Consider the following 19,324-nt stretch of genomic DNA (forward strand, 5'->3'; position numbering starts at 1 on the left):
TTTTGTATTTTCAGCAAGGAGTTTTACTATATCCATAGGGCACGTCAAGGATTTGGCAAGTCCGGTTGTGTAATCTATGACTGTCGAGGGAGAAGGTTACAGCAGCAAAGTTACTGAAGTAGTGGCACAAATCACCGAATCCTTGTATAATAGGGGTTACTTAGCTAGCTAATTATTTGGGAGGTGTACAATATGGAAGAAATGTTGCAAATCCAAGTAGAGGGACAAACAACCTACGAGGTAGCCCAGGGTACACCTGTTATGACAGTACTTGCTATGCACAAACATGAACAGGAAATTCCCGTAGTGGCTGCCGCTATTGACAATGTGTTAAAGGACCTGCGAACTCCCCTGGATAATCCCTGTCAGGTTCGCTTTGTGGATCTGTCCTCTCCCGAAGGTATCAGGATTTATCATCGCAGTGTAACCATGGTCTTTATGCGGGCTGTGACAGAAATATTGCCGGGCAGCAATGCTGTTATTCAACACACCTTAGGCAATGGTTTGTATGGGGAGATTCAATACGACCGACCGCTCAAGGATCGCGATATCAGTAGAATAGAGCGGCAAATGCGTTATATTATCGAAGCGGATGAACCCTTTGTTCTTAGTCAACTAAATAAGGAAGATGCTGAAAGAATATTTACTGAGGCGGGCCAAACGGAAAAAATCCAACTGTTAAACTACTGGCCTCGGGAAGAAGTGGAGCTCTATTCCTGCGGGGGTTTTTGTGATTTTTGTCACGGACCGATGGTGCCCAGTACCGGGTACTTAAAAAACTTCCGTCTGCGTTTTTATCTACCCGGTTTTATTATAGAACTACCTCAGGCGGAGAATCCGATGGAGATTCCTCCTTATGAGGAACGGGGTAAGCTGGCGAATATTCATTTCGAGGCCAAGAAATGGGCCAATATTTTAAAGGTCAGTAATGTTGTATCCTTAAATGATGTTGTTACCAAGGGTGATATTGGTAACTTAATCCGAGTTTCCGAGGCCTTTCACGAGAAAAAAATTGTACAGATTGCCGATCAAATTGCCGAAGACATTGATCGTATTAGAATTGTTCTTATCGCAGGACCTTCTTCTTCGGGCAAAACATCCTTTGCCCAGCGGTTATCTACCCAATTACAGGTGAATGGTATTCGTCCTGTGGCCATATCTTTGGATGATTATTTTGTAGACCGGGAGAATACCCCCCGGGATGAAAATGGTAATTTAGATTTTGAAAGCATTGGGGCCATTGATATCTCATTATTCAATGACCACTTAATTAAGCTCATTCAAGGAGAAGAGATTAAGTTACCCTATTTCAATTTTAAAACCGGCAAGCGGGAATATCATGGTGAAAGGCTTCAACTCGGGCCTTCAGATCTGCTCATAGTAGAGGGTATCCATGGACTAAATGATTTGCTAACCACTTCTATCCCGAAAGGCAAAAAATTCAAGATCTATGTTAGTGCCCTTACCCAAATTAATCTGGATAACCAAAACCGCATACCCACAACTGATGTTCGGCTGTTGAGGCGCATTAGCCGGGATCAGCGTTGTCGGGGGCGTTCAGCCAAGGACACCATCTCCATGTGGCCTTCTGTTCGCCGGGGAGAAGAAAAAAACATTTTCCCCTTTCAGGAAAGTGCCGATGTTATGTTCAATTCTGCCTTGCCTTATGAATTGGCAGTGTTAAAAGGGATCGCAGAACCCCATCTGAAACAAATTACCCCGGATAACGCGGGCTATGCCGAAGCTCAAAGGTTATTAGACTTCCTAACCTTCTTCGCCCCCTTATGTCTTGACGAAATCCCCTTAAATTCCATTGTCCGGGAATTTATTGGTGGTAGTTGTTTTGATGGAACAGTAAGATAGCAAACACCCTCGGATTTCTACGAATCCGAGGGTGTTTTTTAGTCAAAGGAATACCTATTAACGTAGAATTTTCCTGCCCAACCAATTCTGATGTACCGTTACAGCGCGATGGGGGCAGAGTTCCTGGCAGCAGAAGCAGCGGATACAGGCAGCTGGCTTTAACTGTGGTCGGCCTTCTACCATTTGGATGGCATCGGCCGGACAGCAGCGGTGGCACTCACCGCAACCAATACAAAGCTCCGGGCTAAAGATGGGCTTTGGTTGTAGTTTGCTGATGATGCCTTTAAAGGGTCCGGGAATATCGAAATCCACCTGCTTATGTCGGGGCAATTTAAAGGGTGGCTTAACCTCTGGCAGAGGCTCGCCAATTAGCTCCGCTTTCGGGCTAAGCCCCCTCTCTTTGGCCAGCTGGATTACGGGTAAGTTCTTGGGGTTAATGCCAATTAAGTCTGAACAAACAGAATCCATGGCGTAGGGACTTTGGCTGGCCAGCAGCAGCCCGACTTCCCTGGGTGAACCGGCGGTGGGTCCGTCCCCTTCCATGCCGATGATGCCATCCATAATAGTCAGGGTGGTGGGCAGTAAAGTGTTGATATCAATCAACAGATTGCTAAACTGATCTAGCCGTTGCATATTGAAATGGTATTCTGCTTTTTTAAGTCCTGGAATAGCTCCATACATAAGTTTTATCGCACCCGTATAGAGAGTCATACAATGTGTTTTTAGTTTAGGTAAGCCAATGATGACATCGGCTTCGGCCAACACTTTAAGAACGGTAAGTTGTTTTGTCGCTTGCCCCTTTGGGTGAGCCAGCACCAGCTCAGTGGTATCGAGGCTTAAGCCGCAGCCGGTGCGTTCCGCCACGGCGGACATACCGGTGCTCTTGTATACGGCATTAAGAAGGCTTTTGCTGCCAGGACCACCGGGTGAATCTACGATGAAGGGTTTTCCACCGACCTGTTGGATTAGTCGAACCAGGGCCTCTACCACTGCAGGATGGGTGGTAGCTGCTTCCTCGGGTTTTTTCTTGGCAATAAGATTGGGTTTTACCGCCACAATTTGTCCTGGGCGAATAAACTTTTCTAAACCACCTAGGTGGTCTAGTAACTGCTTTATGGCTGTTTCCACTTGCTGTATGTCATAGGTTTGACAGCGGGCCACAGCAACCTTCATGGGGCTAGACAAAGATCATACTTCCTTCCCGTTTATTAATAGTTATTATGACCGGATTTATAAGTCGCCATTTACAGTATGGGAAAGGATTCGCTAGCAAAGGGGAGTTTCCTCCTGGACCCCAAATCAATACCCATAAGTCCAGACAGAGCCTCAAGGAGATAACCGCGCTCTAAAGAAAATGAAAAGGCACACATGAAAAAAGCAGCGAGTTTCATGCGCTGCTTCCCTTATGCTTATTTGGTCTGTCCATTATTCCGCAAGTTACCGGCGGCTATTCCACGATAAAATCTTCTGATTTAAAATTGCTATAATATCTGCCGGATAGAGCTGTAAATCTCAATACGCAATAGTCCGGGTCTGTAACACCCAAAGGGTAATACATGGTATCACCTTCCCGCCAGATCATTTCTCTAGTTGCTGGGTCTTCAAGCACCTCCATGGTTCCTTTTAACATAACGCCCCTAAAAAAGCGCTTGTCACAAAAATAGACACTTGCTTTGGGATTTTCTTGATACTGCAGTACTCTCATGGAGGATGTGTTCGTAGTAAAATAAATCTGTTTAATGCCTTCTCTTTTGCGTGGTGGCAGCATTGCCTTTGTATTTGGAAAGCCCTCTCTGTCTATTGAACTGATAAAAGAAACATCTTGTTGATCAATAAGATTACCTATGGTTTGTTCTGCATTTTTCATCATATGAAACACCTCTTGTAAAATTCATTGTTGTAATCAGTATACGGTTTTACAAGTAGGCAGTAAATTACACACTTTTTTGTGGGTAGCTATGGGTATCAATGGTTTTAATCAATAAATCCATTTGCTTTAAGGGTACCCGCCATGCCGTTTTCAATCATCAGATCGATCCCGATGCTTTGCATGATCGTAATGGCCTCAAGCATTTTTTTGCCACGGTCAGTTAAAAAATATTCAACCTTTAGCGGGTAACCGGCAAAGGTTTTTTTGTCAATCATCCCGAAATCTAAAAGCTCCTTTAATTGTTCAATCAGCATTTTTTGATTGATGCCCACGATATCTTTCTCAAATTGCGAGAGTGACATATTTCTTTTACCAAGCTGCCACAGAATAATTGGTTTCCATTTGCCTTTTGTAATATCATGTGTTAATTCCAAGGGGCAAGTATATTCTTCTCGTATTTTCATTCGTGTTCACTCCTAATTAGGAAGCATCGGTAATAAACACTATAGTATACTTGAATCCTTTTGAACAGCCTTGCTTATTATCAAGAATAATGGCTGTTTTACGTTGGAAATAAAAGAATTAGCTACAGGCAAGCCGAGATTTTCTAATCTGGAAATACAATCCCAAAAAGGAAAAGAGTATTAAAGGGCGAAACAATATGGAAGACTAACTGTGGGGTGGTTTTGTTTTGGCATACAAAGCGTTGTACCGGACCTGGCGTCCGCAGAAGTTTCAAGATATTGTAGGACAACAACATATTACCCGCACATTACAAAACGCTCTGCTGCAGGGGAAAGTGGCCCATGCTTATTTGTTTTGTGGCCCGCGGGGAACCGGCAAAACCACCACCGCCAAGGTGCTGGCCAAGGCCTTAAATTGTCTGGAACCGGCAAGCGGGGAACCTTGTAATCACTGCCAAAACTGCCTCGCGGTCAACGAAGGCAATTCGGTGGATGTGGTAGAGATCGATGCCGCCTCCAATCGAGGTATCGATGAAATACGGGATTTGCGGGAAAGAGTTAAATTTACTCCTTCTACCGGGAGGAGAAAAGTATATATTATAGATGAAGTTCATATGCTAACCGATCAAGCCTTTAATGCCCTGCTAAAAACCTTGGAGGAACCGCCGGGACATGTGGTGTTTGTGCTGGCCACCACCGAGGCCCATAAAGTACCGGTAACCATCTTATCACGCTGCCAGCGTTTTGATTTTCGACGGATAAAACCGGCAGAGATGGTAGAACGGTTACGGGAGGTGGCCAAAGGAGCGGCCATTGAGGTGAATGAAGAAGCCCTTTGGCTTATTGCCAAGGCCGCCGAAGGGGGCCTGCGGGATGCTCTGAGTATTTTAGATCAGGGTGCTGCCTTTGCGGTGGATACCGTGACTGCGGGGGACATTCACAGCATTTTAGGGACAGTCCAGCAGGATATCCTCCAAAGCATGGTAAAATTTCTAGCTGATGGTAAAACCGGTGAAGCCCTACAGCTGGTGTCGAAACTGGCTGATCTCGGTAAGGATTTGCGGCTTTTTACCAGAGAAATGACCACCTTTTTACGGGACTTGCTGGTGGATAGTATTGAAGGGCGTGGCACGGGAGAGCAAATCAGCAACGATAACCTATTTTATCTGCTAAAGTTACTGGTGCAAGCTGAGCAGGATATGAAATGGAGCTCTCAACCCGGCTTGGTTTTGGAATTAGCCTTGGTAAAGGCTTCCCGCCCGGAACTGGGTGGTTCCCTTGAGGCCTTAACCCAAAGGGTGGCTGAATTGGAGCGGCAGTTGGCAAGTGGTACTTTGCCTAGGTCCAGGGCACCCGAGATAACCATGCCCGCCGAGCCCAATCCCACACCCACACCACCTTCTCCGAGCAGAACAGACCCTACGGAAGAAAAAGTACCGGTGACTCCTGTTAATAAAACCATTAAAGAAGGAATTTCCCCTGAGAAAACATCTCTGCACGTCGGTGGGGAGGATGTCAGTGGCGTGGTACGTCAAGGCTGGCCAGACCTAATGGGGGACATTAAAAACGGTAAAAAACCACTGTGGATTTTACTTAATGAAACCAAACCGTCACTGGAGGCTCAGGGGAATATTGTAACGCTGTTTTTTGAAGATGATTTTGATGTAAGAAGAGCCGACAAGCCTGAATATAAAAAGTATCTGGAATGGCTGCTGGGTAAACACTTTAGCGGATCGTGGGAGGTACGCTGTGTGCACGCAAAAAAGCCGCCACTTAGTACACTTAAACCAGAAGAGGACCCGGTATATACTGAAGCAGTTCGCATTTTTGGCAAAGATCTGGTAATCTTAGAAAATGACCCCAGCGAAACCGGTGGGGTGAAATAAAAGGAGGATTTTTACATTATGATGGGTGGCAATATGAATAAGATGATGAAGCAAGTTCAAAAGATGCAGCAGGAAATGGCTAAAATGCAGGAAGAATTAGCCAACCGTACAGTAGAAGCAACCGCTGGCGGCGGAGCTGTTAAAGTAGTGGCTAGTGGGAAACAAGAAATCGTCAGCATCACCCTAAAACCCGAAGCAGTTGACCCTGAAGATATTGAAATGCTGCAAGACTTACTGCTGGCTGCCGTTAACGAAGCTCTTCGTCAGTCCCAGGAAATGGTTTCCAAAGAAATGGGCAAATTGACCGGGGGCCTGAATATTCCGGGGTTATTCTAGACCGTCAGGATACTTTGAGAGTCTTTCTAAATTCGGTGTGATATCTTTCACCCCTTGTCATCGGCCATCAGCCCTCGACTAAAATCCAAAAAGCCGATGGCTGACGGCCGGTGGCCGATAACAGTGATAAGCACAGTAACCTTTGACTAAGGTAATCCCACGATAACAGATATAATTCCACATTAGGAGGAACCCCCATGCTTTACTACTCCGGTCCGGTGGCTAGGTTGGTGGACGAATTTGCCAAGCTTCCCGGCATTGGGGCTAAAACAGCCCAGCGGTTGGCTTTTCATATTCTTAATTCCCCACCGGAGGCGGCCCAGAGCCTGGCCAAGGCACTGGTGGAGGTTCGCCAGTCTATCAAACGTTGCAGTTGTTGCTGTAACCTTACGGATGAGGAGCTATGTCCCATTTGTCGGGATACCACCCGGAACGGCAAGCTGTTATGTATAGTGGAAGAACCCCGGGATGTCATTGCTATGGAAAAAGCCAGGGGTTTCCGAGGCTATTACCATGTGTTGCACGGGGCTATTTCCCCCATGGATGGTATCGGGCCGGAAAACTTAACCCTGAAGGAACTGTTGAAGCGGTTGCAAAGCGATGAAATCGAAGAAGTTATTTTAGCAGCCAACTCTGATGTGGAGGGGGAGACCACAGCCCTCTACTTAGCTCGGCTGATAAAGCCCTTGGGTATTAAAGTGACCCGTATTGCCCACGGCATTCCTGTTGGCTCAGATTTGGAATATGCCGATGCCATGACTCTTAACAAAGCTCTAGAGGGCCGAGGGGAGTTTGGGTAAGTATTTTACACGTTCATGAAGTATAAGAAAAACTAATAATTTTAGTCATAAAGTTTGTCCAAGCCCTCTATATTTCTATAGGGGGTATTTTTTTGGTTTTGTAAAAAGGGGGGGGAATTACATTGGAATGGAAGACTGTCATACTAAGTACACTGGGTCTCCTTGGCCTGTATTTGTTTGGGACAATCTTTGCCCGTCCATTGGTTCTGGTTGGCAAGCTAGGACTGTCTTTGGCGGTGGGTGGTCTCCTATTGGTTTTAGTTAATTTAGTTTGCGGCGGACTAGGTATACACATTGCCATTAATCCCATCACACTCCTCACCGCGGGGATTTTACAAGTACCGGGAGTTGTTCTCCTGGTATTAGCCAACTATATCATTCTATAAATAACGATATAATAATTTTTAGCATTCGGCTAAGTAAAGCTTTATTCCAGTCGGCAGCAGGATAATACCGTTCAAGGGGTGGAGCAGCCTTTTTGGCCAATGGTAAAATCCTTTATTTTAGCGGTTAACATCCCTTAAATGACGTTTCGCCGAGCTATCAAAAATGGAACGTTAACAGTTGTTCTAGCCTGTTAAATTGTTTAACAAATTGTTGACTTCCCTAAAATTAACCTATATACTGAGGAAAGGAACGCGGGATATGGCTTAATATCCCGGTTCTTGCTATTTACAGGCCTTTTAGGAATTTTCTGAAATGGATAAACTAAGTCAACAAAAGAGTGGAGGTGGTTGCACCATCTCGAAGAGAATTGTTGAGGCTTACGTTGGCGAATATGCCAGCGGCAAAAGCGAAGTGGCAGTAAACCGGGCCTTAGAATTGTCTCGTGACGGCCGAAAGGTCAACTTAGTAGACCTGGACATTGTTGAACCCTGTTATACGCTACGTCCTATTAAAAAAGAACTGGAATCTGCAGGTATGACAGTCTTAGCCTGGGAGACTCGGGATACAATAGGACTAGGAGAAGCAGGAAATATTATTAAGCCTGAGTGTAGGTGGGCATTATACCGTGAAGGGGATGTTATTTTAGACATCGGCTACGGAGTTGAGGGTGCCAAAACCCTAAACCTACTGGAAGGTGTAGACGAAACCCCGGAAATGCAAATTTTTGCTGTTATTAATGTCAAAAGGCCCATGACATCTACCGTACCAGAAATACTTGACTACATAAAAGAATTGGGCCCTATTGACGGCTTAATCAACAACACCCATTTGGGTGACGAAACAACCCCGGAGGTTGTTGAAGAAGGTGCCCGTATGGTCACAGAAGTTTCTAAAATTCTGGGAATCCCGGTGGTGGCTACCACTGCAGATCAGGAGGTTGCTAAAAAAATCGGTCAGCAGGATGTGATGGGGAACCCCGTACGACCATTGACTCGATTTATGCCGCGAACCTTCTGGTAGGACAACCAGACCAACATACAGAATTACCCATGTCTCACAAAGTACCCTGGAATCTTAATTTAATCAGGAGGTGTGGTATCTCTCATGTCCGAAAAACCCATTACCGGAGAAAAACGGGCGTTTATGACTGGTAACGAGGTAGTTGCCTGGGCAGCCCTGGCGGCAGGTGCCGACATTATGTATGGCTATCCCATTACCCCTCAGAACGAAATCATGCACTACTGGACCCGTCAAATCCCTAAGTATGGTCGCAAATTCCTGCAAACCGAAGACGAACTGTCTGCTGGTTTCACCACAGTGGGTGGTGTTTTAGCGGGTCTTAAAGCATTTACTGCCACCGCTGGCCCCGGCAACACCCTGATGCAGGAACCCCTATCCATGGCTGAAATGATGAGACTGCCAGTCGTTACCGTCGTACAACAACGTGGTGGCCCATCTACTGCTACTGTTATCTACTCTCAGCAAGAAGTTACCCTCACCACCCTGGGTGGTAACGGGGAAGGCATGCGTGTAGTTTACTCTCCCAGCAATCACCAAGAACTGTTCGATTATACCATTAAATCTTTCAACACTGCCTGGAAATATCGTTTCCCCACTTTCGTACTGGGCGATGGCTATCAGGCCAAAATGCGTGAATCTGTAACCCTGTATGATCCCGAGGAAAAGGGTATTACCTTTGTTACTCCCGAAAGATATGTTGGTAAGCCAGGCACTCCCGGTGTAGACCGTGACCCCGGCCACTACCGTAACACCTATAATACCGAAGAAGAATTATTTGAAGTATTGCAACAGCATTTTGCTGATTTCGAAAAAATGGCCCCCGAAGTGATAGAATACTCCCAAGAATCCGTTGAAGATGCCGATGTCATCATCATTGGTCATGGTGTGGTATTCCGTGGCGTGCGGGATGCTGTTAAAGAATTAAGAGAAGAAGGTCTCAAAGTAGGGTATTTCCGTCCCATTACCCTCCGTCCCTTCCCGGCAGAGCAGCTGAAAGCCCTGGCTACCCAAGGCAGAAAGCTACTCATTGCAGAATCCGCTCAGGGTCAATTGGCAAGATTGGTGAAGGATGCCATCTATGGAGCAACTGCTGAAATTGTTCCGATGTTCCGTCCCGGTGTAGGCATTACCACTGAGCAAATCGTGGCTAAAGTGAAAGAGGTACTCTAAGAAATTTCTTCTCAATTAAGGAGGGAGGTTCCCACATGTCTGTGTCTCCACAACCTGCCATGCCTAAAAGCTGGCGTGTAGAAAGCAAACCCCATAAATTTTGCCCCGGTTGCGGCCATGGTCTGGTGTTAAAGTGCCTGGGCGAAGCCATAGATGAACTGGGTATTCAAGATAGAGTTGTTTTTGGCTGTGACATCGGTTGCTCTCTGTTGTCCTGGGATTTCTTTAACTGCGACAGCGTGCAAACCCACCACGGACGTACTACTCCGGTGATGACCGGTATTAAGCGTGCTAATCCCGACCTCATCTGCATTGCCTATATGGGTGATGGCGGTGGTTATGCCATCGGTATCGGCGGTATTGTGAATGCTGCCGCTCGTAACGAAAAGGTAACCGTATTGCTGGCCAACAACACTGTATACGCCATGACTGGCGGACAGATGTCCCCTTGCACCATGCCCGGACAAAAGGTTGAAACCGCTCCCTATGGACGTGATCCCGAAGCAACCGGGATGCCCACCCAAGGACCGGAAATGATTTCCGCCATCACTGGCGATGGTGCTTATGTGGCCCGTGGTACCACTGCTAACATGAGACAGCTAAAGGGTTACATTAAGAAAGCTCTGCAAACTCAAATGGAAGGCAAAGGTTTCTCCTTTGTCGAAGCATTGGCAGCCTGTCCTACCAACTGGCGCACCAATGCTGAGAAGACTTGGGCCTTCGTAGAAAAAGAAATGCCTCAGTACTACAAAGTTGGGGAAAAGAAAAACCCCTTCGAGGAGAAAAAGGAGGCTCAGCAGAATGGCTAAAGCTGTAAAAATCTGCTTGGCCGGTGAAGGTGGCCAAGGGGTTCAATCCGTAGCAGAAATTATTGCTGCTGCTGCCAATGCCGAAGGCCGTGAGGCCCTCTATATTCCAAACTTCGGTGTGGAACAACGGGGTGGTGTATCCATCGCGTACCTGCAAATCGATGATAAAGCCATCGGTGCACCCAAGTTTGACAAAGCCGATATTCTGGTTGCCTTAAGCGATCGTGCTGTACGTCGTTGCAAGCAATATATTGATGCCAACACCGTATACGTTTACGATACCAGCATCGAAGGCGTGGAAGAAGATCTGCCCAAAGAAGGCGAAGCCAAGAAAGTACTGGCTATTCCCGCTCTGGAAATTTCCAAAAATGAACTGCACCCCCGGGTATTTAACATTCTGATCATGGGTGCTGTTATCGGAGCTACCAAGGTAATTCCTGTGGAAGCTGCCAAGGCTGCCATTGAGAAGAAGCTGGGCTATAAATTCGAACAAAATCCCAAGCTGCGCGAACTGAACTTCAGTGCCATTGATCGTGGCATTGAATTGATGGAATAGGGGGGGAACATCATGGAATTCAAAGGTCGTACCCTGGAACACACAAAAGGTTACTGGACTCTCTTCCCCGGTCTTTGCAAGGGCTGTGGTCTGTGCATCCAGAAGTGCCCCAAAAAGTGCATTTCCTGGTCCAAGGTTTTAGGTGTATATGGCACCCCCTCGGTAGAATCCACTGACGAGTGTATCGCCTGCGGTATCTGCCAGATGGTTTGCCCCGATATTGCCATCCGGGTGGATAAGAAGAAAAAAGAAGCCTAGCCACTAGGTTAGGTTATAGCCTAAAAGCGAGAAGCACTCCTTTGCAATGGGAGTGCTTCTTTTGTGTTTTGATCTTTGGCTTTTTAGGACTTGGCATACCTTTTAAAGGGGGACATAATTTGGCTAATGTCTCCCCTCCCGCCGCTGGAGCAGCGCCTTCACCCCCGCTGCCAGCCACAGCAATAGCGGAATACCGTACTCAATAGGAAGAGAGTAGGCGGGCCAGTATATTTTGAGAAATTTTTGACTTTCCCCTGCGTCATGATAGATGATCATAGCAATGCTTATGAGCAAAGCACCCCCAGGCAAGACCAGGGGTCTATAGTCATCCATTTTGGACCAGTGGGCAAAGCCCGTCACGAAAGCATAATAACAGATAAAGAATTTGGCAATGGCAAAAATAAACCAGGTCATGGAAAAGGGGATTAATAGCAGATTGCTGCCGGAGATAGAGTTAAGAACAGACACGATAGCCATGATTGAACGGGAGGCTCGTTCAGCCCCGAGTATCGTTATTACCTGTAAGATAATAGCAATAGCAACCACTGTTGCAATAAGTTGACCCTGAATAAGTGGGATAGCAGTTCCTTTTGAACCTTTTATATTAAAGATTAACATACCAAGGAGTATAAACTCTCCCAACGGAAAAGATGACAGGTAAATACTGGCTTTAACGACGGGAGACCAACCATTCTCCAGTATAGGGAGCAGATTGTTAAAATCGGCATGGGGTAAGGTAAAGAGTAGTAACAATAGATTGAAAAAAATTGAAAAACATAACAAAAGCCCAAAGGCTCTGCTAACAGTCTCAAGTCCTAACAAGAGAGCAAAGGCCGTTATGGCCACAACGAAAAAATAAACGATAGGGGTAGGGGTTTCCGCAAGCATGACTACTCCAACAAAATCCCCTATATTATGCAATACCAAAACACCCAAGTGGAAGGCAAACCAAATAAAGAGTAACCCGAGAATTTTCCCCGGTAGACCCAGAATGGAAGCGCTATATTGTACTAAGGACTGACCGGGGTAGAACCTATTTAGTGAAGACAGGATGAGCAGTAAGACTATGCCTGGAGCACATCCTAATACTAGGCTTAAAATGGCACTTTGGTTAGCGTATTGAATTAAAATGCTAGGAATGAACAATAGTGTTGTTCCAATCCCCAAACCAGCCAGCAACAGCATGCCTTGCCCTGGGGAAATACATTCTTTATCCATCGACAACTCCTGATGTGAATTTGCAGTTTTATGTCATAGTTGGTTGGTCGGTTTTAGTCTACTTTTAATTACAGCTGCGACCCATAGCAGTAGGGGAATGCCAAATTCAATGGGTAGGGCATACACCGTCCAAATGGAGCTAAAGGTAGCTTCTTCGATAGCATTTTCAAAACTATAGATGCCGAGTACCATGAATAATGCACCGGCTGGTAGGATCAGTGGTTTGTAATCTGATAGTTTGGCCCAGTGAGCAACGCCGGTAACAAAGGCGTAATAGCATAAAATTAATTCGCTAACGGAAAAGACAAATCCGTTCAGTGTTAGGAACGGTAATATTATACCGCCTCCGGAGACAGTATTTATAGCTGCCGCTATGGAGTATATACTGCGGGAAGCCCGCTCCGGCCCAAGGGTAACGATGGCTCGTTCTATAACTAAAAACAGGATGAATATAGCAAAGATAAACCCGGAGGATAGTTTTGCACCAATTCCCCGCAAATTCTTAACTTGGTAGATAATCATGCTAAAAAGAACGAGTGCTTCCCCCACAGGAAAGGCAGTAAAATTTAAGCCGGCGTGGATAACCGGTAATACACCATTGCTTAAGATAGGCAGTAGCTTTTCAAAGTCAGCATTGATCATAGAGAAGACCTGTATTATAAGTGCCAGAATAATCGTAAAAGGAATTAGCAAACTAAAGGCTCGGGCCATGACCTCAAGGCCCAATTTGATACCATAAGCGCACAAGAGGATAATAAAAAAGTAAAGGATTGACGGGGGGGTTTCAAATAAAATAATGGAAGTAAGAAAATGTACCATACTACGCAAATTAAGAGCTCCTAGAAATAAAAAAAACCAAAGCATGAGTAAGCTTAGAAAGTACCCTGGCAACCCTAGAATCGAGCTGCTATATTGCACTAGGGATTGGCCGGGGTACATCTTATTAAGGGAAACCAGCAAACTAATGAGCACCAGGCCAGGAATTGTACTTAGCCAAGGGGCTAGCCAGGCATCTTGTTTGGCTATCACAATGGTAAGGGAAGGAACCAGCATCAGGGAGATGCCTATTATAGAGCCTATTAGTAAGAAAATACATTGTCTGGCAGAGATATATTCCTTTTCCAAAGAAAAGCCCCTCCCCTCTATTTTGGGTTACTGAGTTGTGCCTAGCAGCTGCTCTAGGCGCAGAGCTAGTGGATCAAATAACTTTATAATCAAATGTGTAGGGTTTGGCAAATTCACATCCAGGGTGATACCGTAACTGTATACGATGGCGGGTAGGAGCAAAAAAGAAAAGGCTGCTAAGTCCCGCCATTTTTTTTGCACTACCAACCGGGGGACTTCGAGAAGAATAATGATTATGAAGGCCACGGTTACCAATAGTAAAGTGAAAAACATCTGGGTCACTCCTGCCTTATTTAAGTTTAACGGGGTTAGTAATTAACCCCGTGCCCCGAACACGTCCTTCTACGGACACCTCAACTTCGATATCTTTTAGCGTTTCGGACCATTGCTGGGAAAGCTCTTGATTCCACAACCTTGGAAAGGCCCTGTGTACCGCTGAGGCAAAACCCAGAAAATCGGTGTTGAGTTCCTGTGCCCGGGAAACAGCTGTCATAATTTGTTCTTCTACCGTTTTTGCTATTTGTGCCTCTATTTCTTGAATGTGCTTTTCGTCTAACTTGGTGCCGGGAGTTATCTCTCCAATGTTGCCATCCACCTTAACCTGTACTTTCATGATTAATTGTCCATCCTTGATCAAGGGCTCCAGTTTACTGCTACTTTTAAGGATCTCGAAAATCATTTTGTGATTTTGCATAGGCAAAACCAACAAGCCCTCCTTGACTTTACCTTGAACCCACAAAAGACCTCTGCTCTCCTCTTGGTTAAGCCATCCCACCAGTTTATCTTGTTTAAAAACAGCCGTATCCATAACTCGCAGCTCCATAGACCGTTCAGTTTCCTGGCCAGATATGGAAGCAGTATTTTTTTTCTCCATCAGACCTTTGTAAAAAGTAACCCCTGCGGTATAAGCCTGGGCTTCGGGGTTGCCCAATTGCTGTATAAATTCACCCAAGGTCGAAACGGCATATTTGGAATTACGGTCCCTTATCATAATAATATTGGCCAGTGCCTGAGCCGGTGGCTCTTTCAAATTACCGTGGGCGTTCATTATCTCCGATAAATCATCTTTGGCAATTACGATCCAGGCATTTTGTTTAAATTCTGGGTCCCTTTCGATGAAATCAATTACATCCTTGAGACTTTCCCGGGCTAGTTTTTCCGAAATAATAAAGATCTTATTATGGGACCAAAATAGAGTGTTAGGGGATTTTTGGGTTAGATTTCGCACAGCATCAAAGAGGGTTTCACCGCTGCTGTACCAGTTATGAAAGGTATCATGGCCACCTGCTCCCCCGCCAACGTTGGCGCCACCCGCTCCGGGCATCTGGGGGATCACTGTTTGGGCAATGACTACGATGCTGCCGTCTTTTCCACGATCTAGCCCTGCACCGATAACAATGCCGGTTTGTTCTGCTTCCCGTAAATCCCAGCAACCAGTGCTATTGATTAAAAACAAAAGGGCTAAAATGATCAGTAATTTTTTTCGCAAAATACTACCTCTTTATCGTGATTTACTTTGGTGGTTTTGGTTTTTGGTTGTTACCCATGAATTTTTTATTTTCCTGGACCAACTCCGCTGGACGAATTTTTCTGCTCCAGTGGGGCGCCAGTACCAGAGAATCCTTTAAACCTTGCAGATTAAAGGGCGCCAAGGGGCTTAGATACGGTACGCCAAAACTTCGTAAGGCGCATAGATGAAGTAAGATGGCCAGTAGGCCTACCATGACTCCAAAAAGCCCTAGAAAAGCGGCCGAAAGCATTAACGGAAAACGCAGCATCCGTACGGAAATACCCAGACTATACTGGGGAAGGGTAAAGGAGGCAATGCCGGTAAAGGCAACTACGATGACCATCAAAGGTGAAACAATGTTGGCCTGAACCGCCGCCTGCCCGATGATCAGAGCACCCACAATGCTAATTGCTTGCCCCACCGGGGCTGGGAGACGAATGCCGGCTTCCCGCAGGGTTTCAAAGGTCACTTCCATAATCATAGCCTCTAAATAAGCGGGAAAAGGAACCCCTTGTCGGGCTGCGGCAATACTAATCAGTAATGTGGTGGGAATCATTTCCTGGTGAAAGTTGGTAATGGCAACATAGAGGGATGGCAATACCAAGGCCACCAAGAAAGCGGTGTATCTCAACCAGCGTAGCAGAGTGGGAAAATAGAACTTGTAATAATAATCCTCTGAGGCTTGCAGTAAACTGACAAATTGTCCCGGCACGATAAGTGCCAGGGGGGTATTATCGGTTAGAATGGCTACCCGGCCTTCTGCCAGATTGCCAACTACTTTATCCGGCCTTTCAGTAACCAGCATTTGGGGAAAGGGTGAGTAGGGGCTATCTTGAATTAATTGTTCGATGTAGCCGCTTTCCAGAATAACGTCAATATCAATTCTGTTTAAGCGGTGTCTAACTTCCTTCACCAAATCCTCAGAAACAATGCCCTTCAAATATACGATACATACGTCAGTGCTGCTTATTTTACCGATTTTCATATTTTCTACCATGAGATTAGGGGTAACCAGTCGCTTACGTAGCAGGCTGATATTAACGGAAAGAGTTTCAATAAAAGCTTCCCGGGGACCCCGTACAGAGTTTTCCACCACGGGTTCAGGGATGTTACGCATCTGGTAGCCCTTGCAGCTAATGATAAAGGCTTGGGGGCAATCCTCCACAAACAGTACAGCATCTCCGGTAAGAATCAGATTTGTTACGTCATGAAAATTGTTATACTGATCTATTTCTGCCCGGGAAACGAGACCTCCGCTCTTTAGCAGTTTTAGCAGAGCCGATCCCGTGGTTTCTTTCGGGCGAGGTGCTAATAACGGTCGCATAACGTCACGATCCAATATTTCCGGATTAATCATGCCATCCATATAGAATAAGACCGCTTGTAATGGCTGTTCCGAGCCTAGGGGAAACTGTCTTTGGACAAAGTCAACGTTTTGCCCCAAAAGTTTTGTCATCCAATCCAGATTTTCCTGGAGAGAGGCTGCAATGGGCAGGTTGATTAGTTCTTCTTTGGTATAAGCATTAGGTAAATCTAGGCTTGTTTTCTTTTTTGATTGATTTACATGTCCCTTCTGGGAGCTAAGCAAATAGTTAAGTTTCTTTAACCAACCCATTTTTTTACTCTCCTAACAGAAATAAAGATATAGCATAGTATTTTCCCTTGATCACGAATTATGTAAAAACCTGCAAAATTTGTAAGCTTAGAGAAAGAGTCCTTAAACTAATAAGGAGAGAAATTAAAACTACCGACTGGTGCAGTCGGCAGTTAATAATTTCAAACACACTAAATTTTCGCAGGAGCATACAATAGATTAGTAGAATACGGTCTTTATTTAAGAAGTTTTGGCGAAACTAGGCTTATAATACTGAGCGGGGGGTTCCATGATGAAAGAAGCTATTAAATGTGTATTTTGCTGCAGCAGTATTGAGGAAAAAAACTTTGGTATTGTTATTTTGGGCAAATACATTTGTGCTGATTGCGAAAGAAAAATTACCCACCTAACCGGAGATGACCCCAATTACGATGTCTACCAAGGTGGTCTTAAAAGAATATGGTTTAACGAGGCCTGATTTCTTGCCAGAGCCTCTTTCTTTTTCTCCAACCTAGTTCGGCGGTAAGCCAACTCGATATCGCTTTTTATCTGTCGTAAAGTAAATTGATCCAGCCCGGTTAAGGAGGCTACTTCCATGTCATTTCGCCCACTTTTCCAAAGTTTAATAATTTTTGAAACACTGGTACGATAGCGTTTGGATAGAGCTTTTTCATCGATTTGCGGGGCCATTGGTTTCCGCATTGATGGTGCTCCTTTCTTAGCAAAACGTAGCTTGTTTATCTGCCTGTGACTTTTCAGTTATGACCTTTAGGGTACGCCAAATATTAGAGGCCGCCGGAAGCTTGGTTTGCCCTTAGGTATATCGCAAATTTTTACACTTTCCGATATGCTAAAAATAGTATCCCCCTTGCGAAATAACCTATAAGCTTAAACTATTGCCAATAAAATCAGAAACTTAAATAGCAGTTAAAAAGTGTATATGATAAAATAAATTGTTAAGGTGGTTTAAAAACCTTTGAGGGTATATAATGATGCAGAGTAAAGCACCCTTATGGGAAGCTCTTATAAAAAATAAAAAATCTACGTTAGCTCAACTGCATATTCCCGGCCACAGGGGTGGCAGAGCCATTCCTTCTGAGTTTTTAGAAGCCGTTGGCAAAGAGATTTTTGCATTGGATCTCACGGAGGTTCCTGGGCTGGATGATTTGCATAATCCTGAGGAAGCGATTGCCGATGCTTTACAACTGACCTCAGAATTATTCCAGGCGGATCAAAGCTTTTGGTTAGTGAATGGTACCAGTTGTGGTTTGGTTGCCCTTATCTTGGCCTGTTGCAGCAATGGCAGTGAAATTATTTTGCCCAGAAATGCTCACCGTTCAGTGGTATCCGGGTTAATATTATCTGGGGCAATGCCCATTTATTACCAACCCGAGGTAATTGAACCTTTTGCTTGTTTAGCAGGTCCCTCTGTGGAACAAATTGAACGATTACTTAAAAAATACAAGAATGTCAAAGCAGTTTTGGCTGTTAGCCCCACTTATTACGGCATCCTTGGGGATCTGGCCGCATTGGCCGGAGTTTGCCATCAGGCAGGAGTACCTTTATTGGTGGATGAGGCCCATGGCAGTCACCTGAAATTTCACCCAGAGTTGCCTCCCGATGCCTTAGGCTGCGGGGCGGATGCCGCGGTACAGAGTTTTCATAAAACTGGTGGATCACTTACGCAGTCCTCTATGTTGCACATCAAAGGAAAGCGAATTAACCGGGAGCGGTTGGCTGATGCCCTAAGGATGGTACAAAGTACGAGTCCCTCCTATCTATTGATGGCATCCCTGGATTTAGCCCGTCGGCAATTGGCCTTGCAGGGGAAAGAATTGCTGGAGGAGACCCTGGGGCTTGCTCGCTATACGAGGGACAGGCTTTCCCGGCTTACGGGAGTAAAGGTATTAGGCCAGGAGCATCTGGGTGGTGACGGCGCCAAATGTCTGGACGACACCAGATTAACGATCTCCCTGTTAGAACTGGGGCTAACGGGTTACCAGGCAGCCGAAATTTTGCAGCATAACTATGGTGTTGTTGTAGAAATGGCGGATTATGCTAGCGTGGTGTTAGTTATTTCCCTAGGAACCACTAAAAAGGATTGCCAACGGGTAATACAAGCCATAGAAGAACTGGCGTTGACCCAAACTGAACAACCCGTTTATTTTCCTAAAACCTTGCAACTGCCGCTGCCAGTAGTAATCCTTAGCCCCAGGGAAGCCTGGCAGAGGGAGGCAACAGATGTCCCTTTGGAAAAAAGTATTGGGTGTATTTGTGGAGAGACCGTGGCTGTTTACCCGCCAGGAATCCCCGTAGTTTGCCCCGGCGAAGAAATTTCCCCGGCAGTTGTAGACTATCTGCTAGAAGTCAGAGGGCAGGGAATTAGGGTGCAAGGGGCGAGGGATGGGTCTTTGCAGCAAATTAGGGTAATCGAGTAAGAGTTTGTGTCTTAACAAGC

General features: G+C 45.5%; 21 protein-coding genes. 12 read left to right on the forward strand and 9 right to left on the reverse strand.

The window, feature by feature from the left end:
* Window positions 1-192 precede the first annotated feature (192 nt).
* Complete coding sequence (locus BUA78_RS07295) at window positions 193-1,863, forward strand: nucleoside kinase (protein WP_072912604.1); 1,671 nt, start codon at window positions 193-195, stop codon at window positions 1,861-1,863.
* Between the two features lie 57 nt (window positions 1,864-1,920).
* Here the strand turns inward: BUA78_RS07295 and BUA78_RS07300 are convergent, their stop codons facing one another.
* The 3 genes from BUA78_RS07300 to BUA78_RS07310 all read right to left on the reverse strand — a co-directional run bounded on the left by BUA78_RS07300 (window position 1,921) and on the right by BUA78_RS07310 (window position 4,197).
* On the reverse strand, window positions 1,921-3,048 hold the full coding sequence (locus BUA78_RS07300; protein ID WP_238456755.1) for a DUF362 domain-containing protein: 1,128 nt from the start codon (window positions 3,046-3,048) through the stop codon (window positions 1,921-1,923).
* 262 nt (window positions 3,049-3,310) lie between these two features.
* Window positions 3,311-3,733: a pyridoxamine 5'-phosphate oxidase family protein gene (locus BUA78_RS07305; RefSeq protein ID WP_207650488.1), complete on the reverse strand. Its 423-nt coding sequence runs from the start codon at window positions 3,731-3,733 to the stop codon at window positions 3,311-3,313.
* Between the two features lie 104 nt (window positions 3,734-3,837).
* Window positions 3,838-4,197, reverse strand: coding sequence for a winged helix-turn-helix transcriptional regulator (locus tag BUA78_RS07310; RefSeq protein ID WP_072912606.1), 360 nt, complete (start codon window positions 4,195-4,197; stop codon window positions 3,838-3,840).
* Between the two features lie 227 nt (window positions 4,198-4,424).
* On the opposite strand from BUA78_RS07310, the gene dnaX reads away from it, so the two are divergent.
* The 9 genes from dnaX to BUA78_RS07355 all read left to right on the forward strand — a co-directional run bounded on the left by dnaX (window position 4,425) and on the right by BUA78_RS07355 (window position 11,419).
* Window positions 4,425-6,083: a DNA polymerase III subunit gamma/tau gene (gene dnaX, locus BUA78_RS07315; protein WP_072912608.1), complete on the forward strand. Its 1,659-nt coding sequence runs from the start codon at window positions 4,425-4,427 to the stop codon at window positions 6,081-6,083.
* Window positions 6,084-6,101: 18 nt separating this feature from the next.
* Entirely contained in the window at window positions 6,102-6,419 is a 318-nt protein-coding gene (locus tag BUA78_RS07320) for a YbaB/EbfC family nucleoid-associated protein (RefSeq protein ID WP_072912610.1), read from the forward strand.
* Window positions 6,420-6,616: 197 nt separating this feature from the next.
* Window positions 6,617-7,219 (forward strand): recombination mediator RecR, encoded by a 603-nt coding sequence (gene recR, locus BUA78_RS07325; RefSeq protein ID WP_072912612.1) that lies wholly within the window; start codon window positions 6,617-6,619, stop codon window positions 7,217-7,219.
* A 122-nt stretch (window positions 7,220-7,341) separates the two neighbouring features.
* Entirely contained in the window at window positions 7,342-7,605 is a 264-nt protein-coding gene (locus BUA78_RS07330; RefSeq protein WP_072912614.1) for a pro-sigmaK processing inhibitor BofA family protein, read from the forward strand.
* Window positions 7,606-7,918: 313 nt separating this feature from the next.
* Window positions 7,919-8,626: a hypothetical protein gene (locus BUA78_RS07335; protein WP_072912616.1), complete on the forward strand. Its 708-nt coding sequence runs from the start codon at window positions 7,919-7,921 to the stop codon at window positions 8,624-8,626.
* Between the two features lie 84 nt (window positions 8,627-8,710).
* A complete protein-coding gene (locus tag BUA78_RS07340) occupies window positions 8,711-9,796 on the forward strand; it encodes a transketolase C-terminal domain-containing protein (protein ID WP_072912618.1) in 1,086 nt (361 codons plus the stop codon).
* A gap of 35 nt (window positions 9,797-9,831) precedes the next feature.
* Complete coding sequence (locus BUA78_RS07345; RefSeq protein ID WP_072912620.1) at window positions 9,832-10,605, forward strand: thiamine pyrophosphate-dependent enzyme; 774 nt, start codon at window positions 9,832-9,834, stop codon at window positions 10,603-10,605.
* Window positions 10,598-11,161 carry a 2-oxoacid:acceptor oxidoreductase family protein gene (locus tag BUA78_RS07350; RefSeq protein ID WP_072912622.1) on the forward strand — a complete coding sequence of 188 codons (564 nt, stop codon included), beginning with the start codon at window positions 10,598-10,600 and terminating at the stop codon, window positions 11,159-11,161. The genes BUA78_RS07345 and BUA78_RS07350 overlap by 8 nt, the downstream gene beginning before the upstream one ends.
* 12 nt (window positions 11,162-11,173) lie before the next feature.
* The gene (locus BUA78_RS07355) at window positions 11,174-11,419 is read left to right on the forward strand and encodes a 4Fe-4S dicluster domain-containing protein (RefSeq protein ID WP_072912624.1); all 246 of its coding nucleotides are present in this window, start codon (window positions 11,174-11,176) and stop codon (window positions 11,417-11,419) included.
* Window positions 11,420-11,542: 123 nt separating this feature from the next.
* Here the strand turns inward: BUA78_RS07355 and BUA78_RS07360 are convergent, their stop codons facing one another.
* Genes BUA78_RS07360 through BUA78_RS07380 form a run of 5 tightly spaced genes read right to left on the reverse strand, consistent with a single transcriptional unit; the run spans window position 11,543 to window position 16,887 of the window.
* The gene (locus tag BUA78_RS07360) at window positions 11,543-12,637 is read right to left on the reverse strand and encodes a GerAB/ArcD/ProY family transporter (protein ID WP_072912626.1); all 1,095 of its coding nucleotides are present in this window, start codon (window positions 12,635-12,637) and stop codon (window positions 11,543-11,545) included.
* A gap of 33 nt (window positions 12,638-12,670) precedes the next feature.
* The gene (locus BUA78_RS07365) at window positions 12,671-13,762 is read right to left on the reverse strand and encodes a GerAB/ArcD/ProY family transporter (protein ID WP_072912629.1); all 1,092 of its coding nucleotides are present in this window, start codon (window positions 13,760-13,762) and stop codon (window positions 12,671-12,673) included.
* A gap of 27 nt (window positions 13,763-13,789) precedes the next feature.
* On the reverse strand, window positions 13,790-14,035 hold the full coding sequence (locus BUA78_RS07370) for a hypothetical protein (RefSeq protein WP_072912632.1): 246 nt from the start codon (window positions 14,033-14,035) through the stop codon (window positions 13,790-13,792).
* A 16-nt stretch (window positions 14,036-14,051) separates the two neighbouring features.
* On the reverse strand, window positions 14,052-15,251 hold the full coding sequence (locus tag BUA78_RS07375; RefSeq protein ID WP_072912635.1) for a Ger(x)C family spore germination protein: 1,200 nt from the start codon (window positions 15,249-15,251) through the stop codon (window positions 14,052-14,054).
* A 22-nt stretch (window positions 15,252-15,273) separates the two neighbouring features.
* On the reverse strand, window positions 15,274-16,887 hold the full coding sequence (locus BUA78_RS07380; RefSeq protein WP_072912637.1) for a spore germination protein: 1,614 nt from the start codon (window positions 16,885-16,887) through the stop codon (window positions 15,274-15,276).
* Window positions 16,888-17,158: 271 nt separating this feature from the next.
* Here BUA78_RS07380 and BUA78_RS07385 point away from each other — a divergent pair, with 271 nt between their 5' ends.
* Window positions 17,159-17,344, forward strand: coding sequence for a sigma factor G inhibitor Gin (locus BUA78_RS07385; RefSeq protein WP_072912640.1), 186 nt, complete (start codon window positions 17,159-17,161; stop codon window positions 17,342-17,344).
* Here the strand turns inward: BUA78_RS07385 and BUA78_RS07390 are convergent.
* The gene (locus BUA78_RS07390; protein WP_072912642.1) at window positions 17,302-17,568 is read right to left on the reverse strand and encodes a hypothetical protein; all 267 of its coding nucleotides are present in this window, start codon (window positions 17,566-17,568) and stop codon (window positions 17,302-17,304) included. The two genes, BUA78_RS07385 and BUA78_RS07390, sit on opposite strands and share 43 nt — an antisense overlap.
* A 287-nt stretch (window positions 17,569-17,855) precedes the next feature.
* Between BUA78_RS07390 and BUA78_RS07395 the strand changes: the two genes are divergently transcribed.
* Window positions 17,856-19,304 carry an aminotransferase class I/II-fold pyridoxal phosphate-dependent enzyme gene (locus tag BUA78_RS07395; protein ID WP_072912645.1) on the forward strand — a complete coding sequence of 483 codons (1,449 nt, stop codon included), beginning with the start codon at window positions 17,856-17,858 and terminating at the stop codon, window positions 19,302-19,304.
* Window positions 19,305-19,324: the final 20 nt, after the last annotated feature.

Source organism: Desulforamulus aeronauticus DSM 10349, assembly GCF_900142375.1.
Taxonomy (GTDB): Bacteria; Bacillota; Desulfotomaculia; order Desulfotomaculales; family Desulfotomaculaceae; genus Desulfotomaculum; species Desulfotomaculum aeronauticum.

Coding starts and splice junctions, on each gene's coding strand:
- BUA78_RS07390 (WP_072912642.1), bottom strand. CDS start 17,568: ATGCGGAAACCAATGGCCCCGCAAATCGATGAAAAAGCTCTATCCAAA.
- BUA78_RS07360 (WP_072912626.1), bottom strand. CDS start 12,637: ATGGATAAAGAATGTATTTCCCCAGGGCAAGGCATGCTGTTGCTGGCT.
- BUA78_RS07385 (WP_072912640.1), top strand. CDS start 17,159: ATGAAAGAAGCTATTAAATGTGTATTTTGCTGCAGCAGTATTGAGGAA.
- BUA78_RS07340 (WP_072912618.1), top strand. CDS start 8,711: ATGTCCGAAAAACCCATTACCGGAGAAAAACGGGCGTTTATGACTGGT.
- BUA78_RS07295 (WP_072912604.1), top strand. CDS start 193: ATGGAAGAAATGTTGCAAATCCAAGTAGAGGGACAAACAACCTACGAG.
- BUA78_RS07320 (WP_072912610.1), top strand. CDS start 6,102: ATGATGGGTGGCAATATGAATAAGATGATGAAGCAAGTTCAAAAGATG.
- BUA78_RS07305 (WP_207650488.1), bottom strand. CDS start 3,733: ATGATGAAAAATGCAGAACAAACCATAGGTAATCTTATTGATCAACAA.
- BUA78_RS07370 (WP_072912632.1), bottom strand. CDS start 14,035: ATGTTTTTCACTTTACTATTGGTAACCGTGGCCTTCATAATCATTATT.
- BUA78_RS07335 (WP_072912616.1), top strand. CDS start 7,919: ATGGATAAACTAAGTCAACAAAAGAGTGGAGGTGGTTGCACCATCTCG.
- recR (WP_072912612.1), top strand. CDS start 6,617: ATGCTTTACTACTCCGGTCCGGTGGCTAGGTTGGTGGACGAATTTGCC.
- BUA78_RS07310 (WP_072912606.1), bottom strand. CDS start 4,197: ATGAAAATACGAGAAGAATATACTTGCCCCTTGGAATTAACACATGAT.
- BUA78_RS07355 (WP_072912624.1), top strand. CDS start 11,174: ATGGAATTCAAAGGTCGTACCCTGGAACACACAAAAGGTTACTGGACT.
- BUA78_RS07345 (WP_072912620.1), top strand. CDS start 9,832: ATGTCTGTGTCTCCACAACCTGCCATGCCTAAAAGCTGGCGTGTAGAA.
- BUA78_RS07380 (WP_072912637.1), bottom strand. CDS start 16,887: ATGGGTTGGTTAAAGAAACTTAACTATTTGCTTAGCTCCCAGAAGGGA.
- BUA78_RS07350 (WP_072912622.1), top strand. CDS start 10,598: ATGGCTAAAGCTGTAAAAATCTGCTTGGCCGGTGAAGGTGGCCAAGGG.
- BUA78_RS07395 (WP_072912645.1), top strand. CDS start 17,856: ATGATGCAGAGTAAAGCACCCTTATGGGAAGCTCTTATAAAAAATAAA.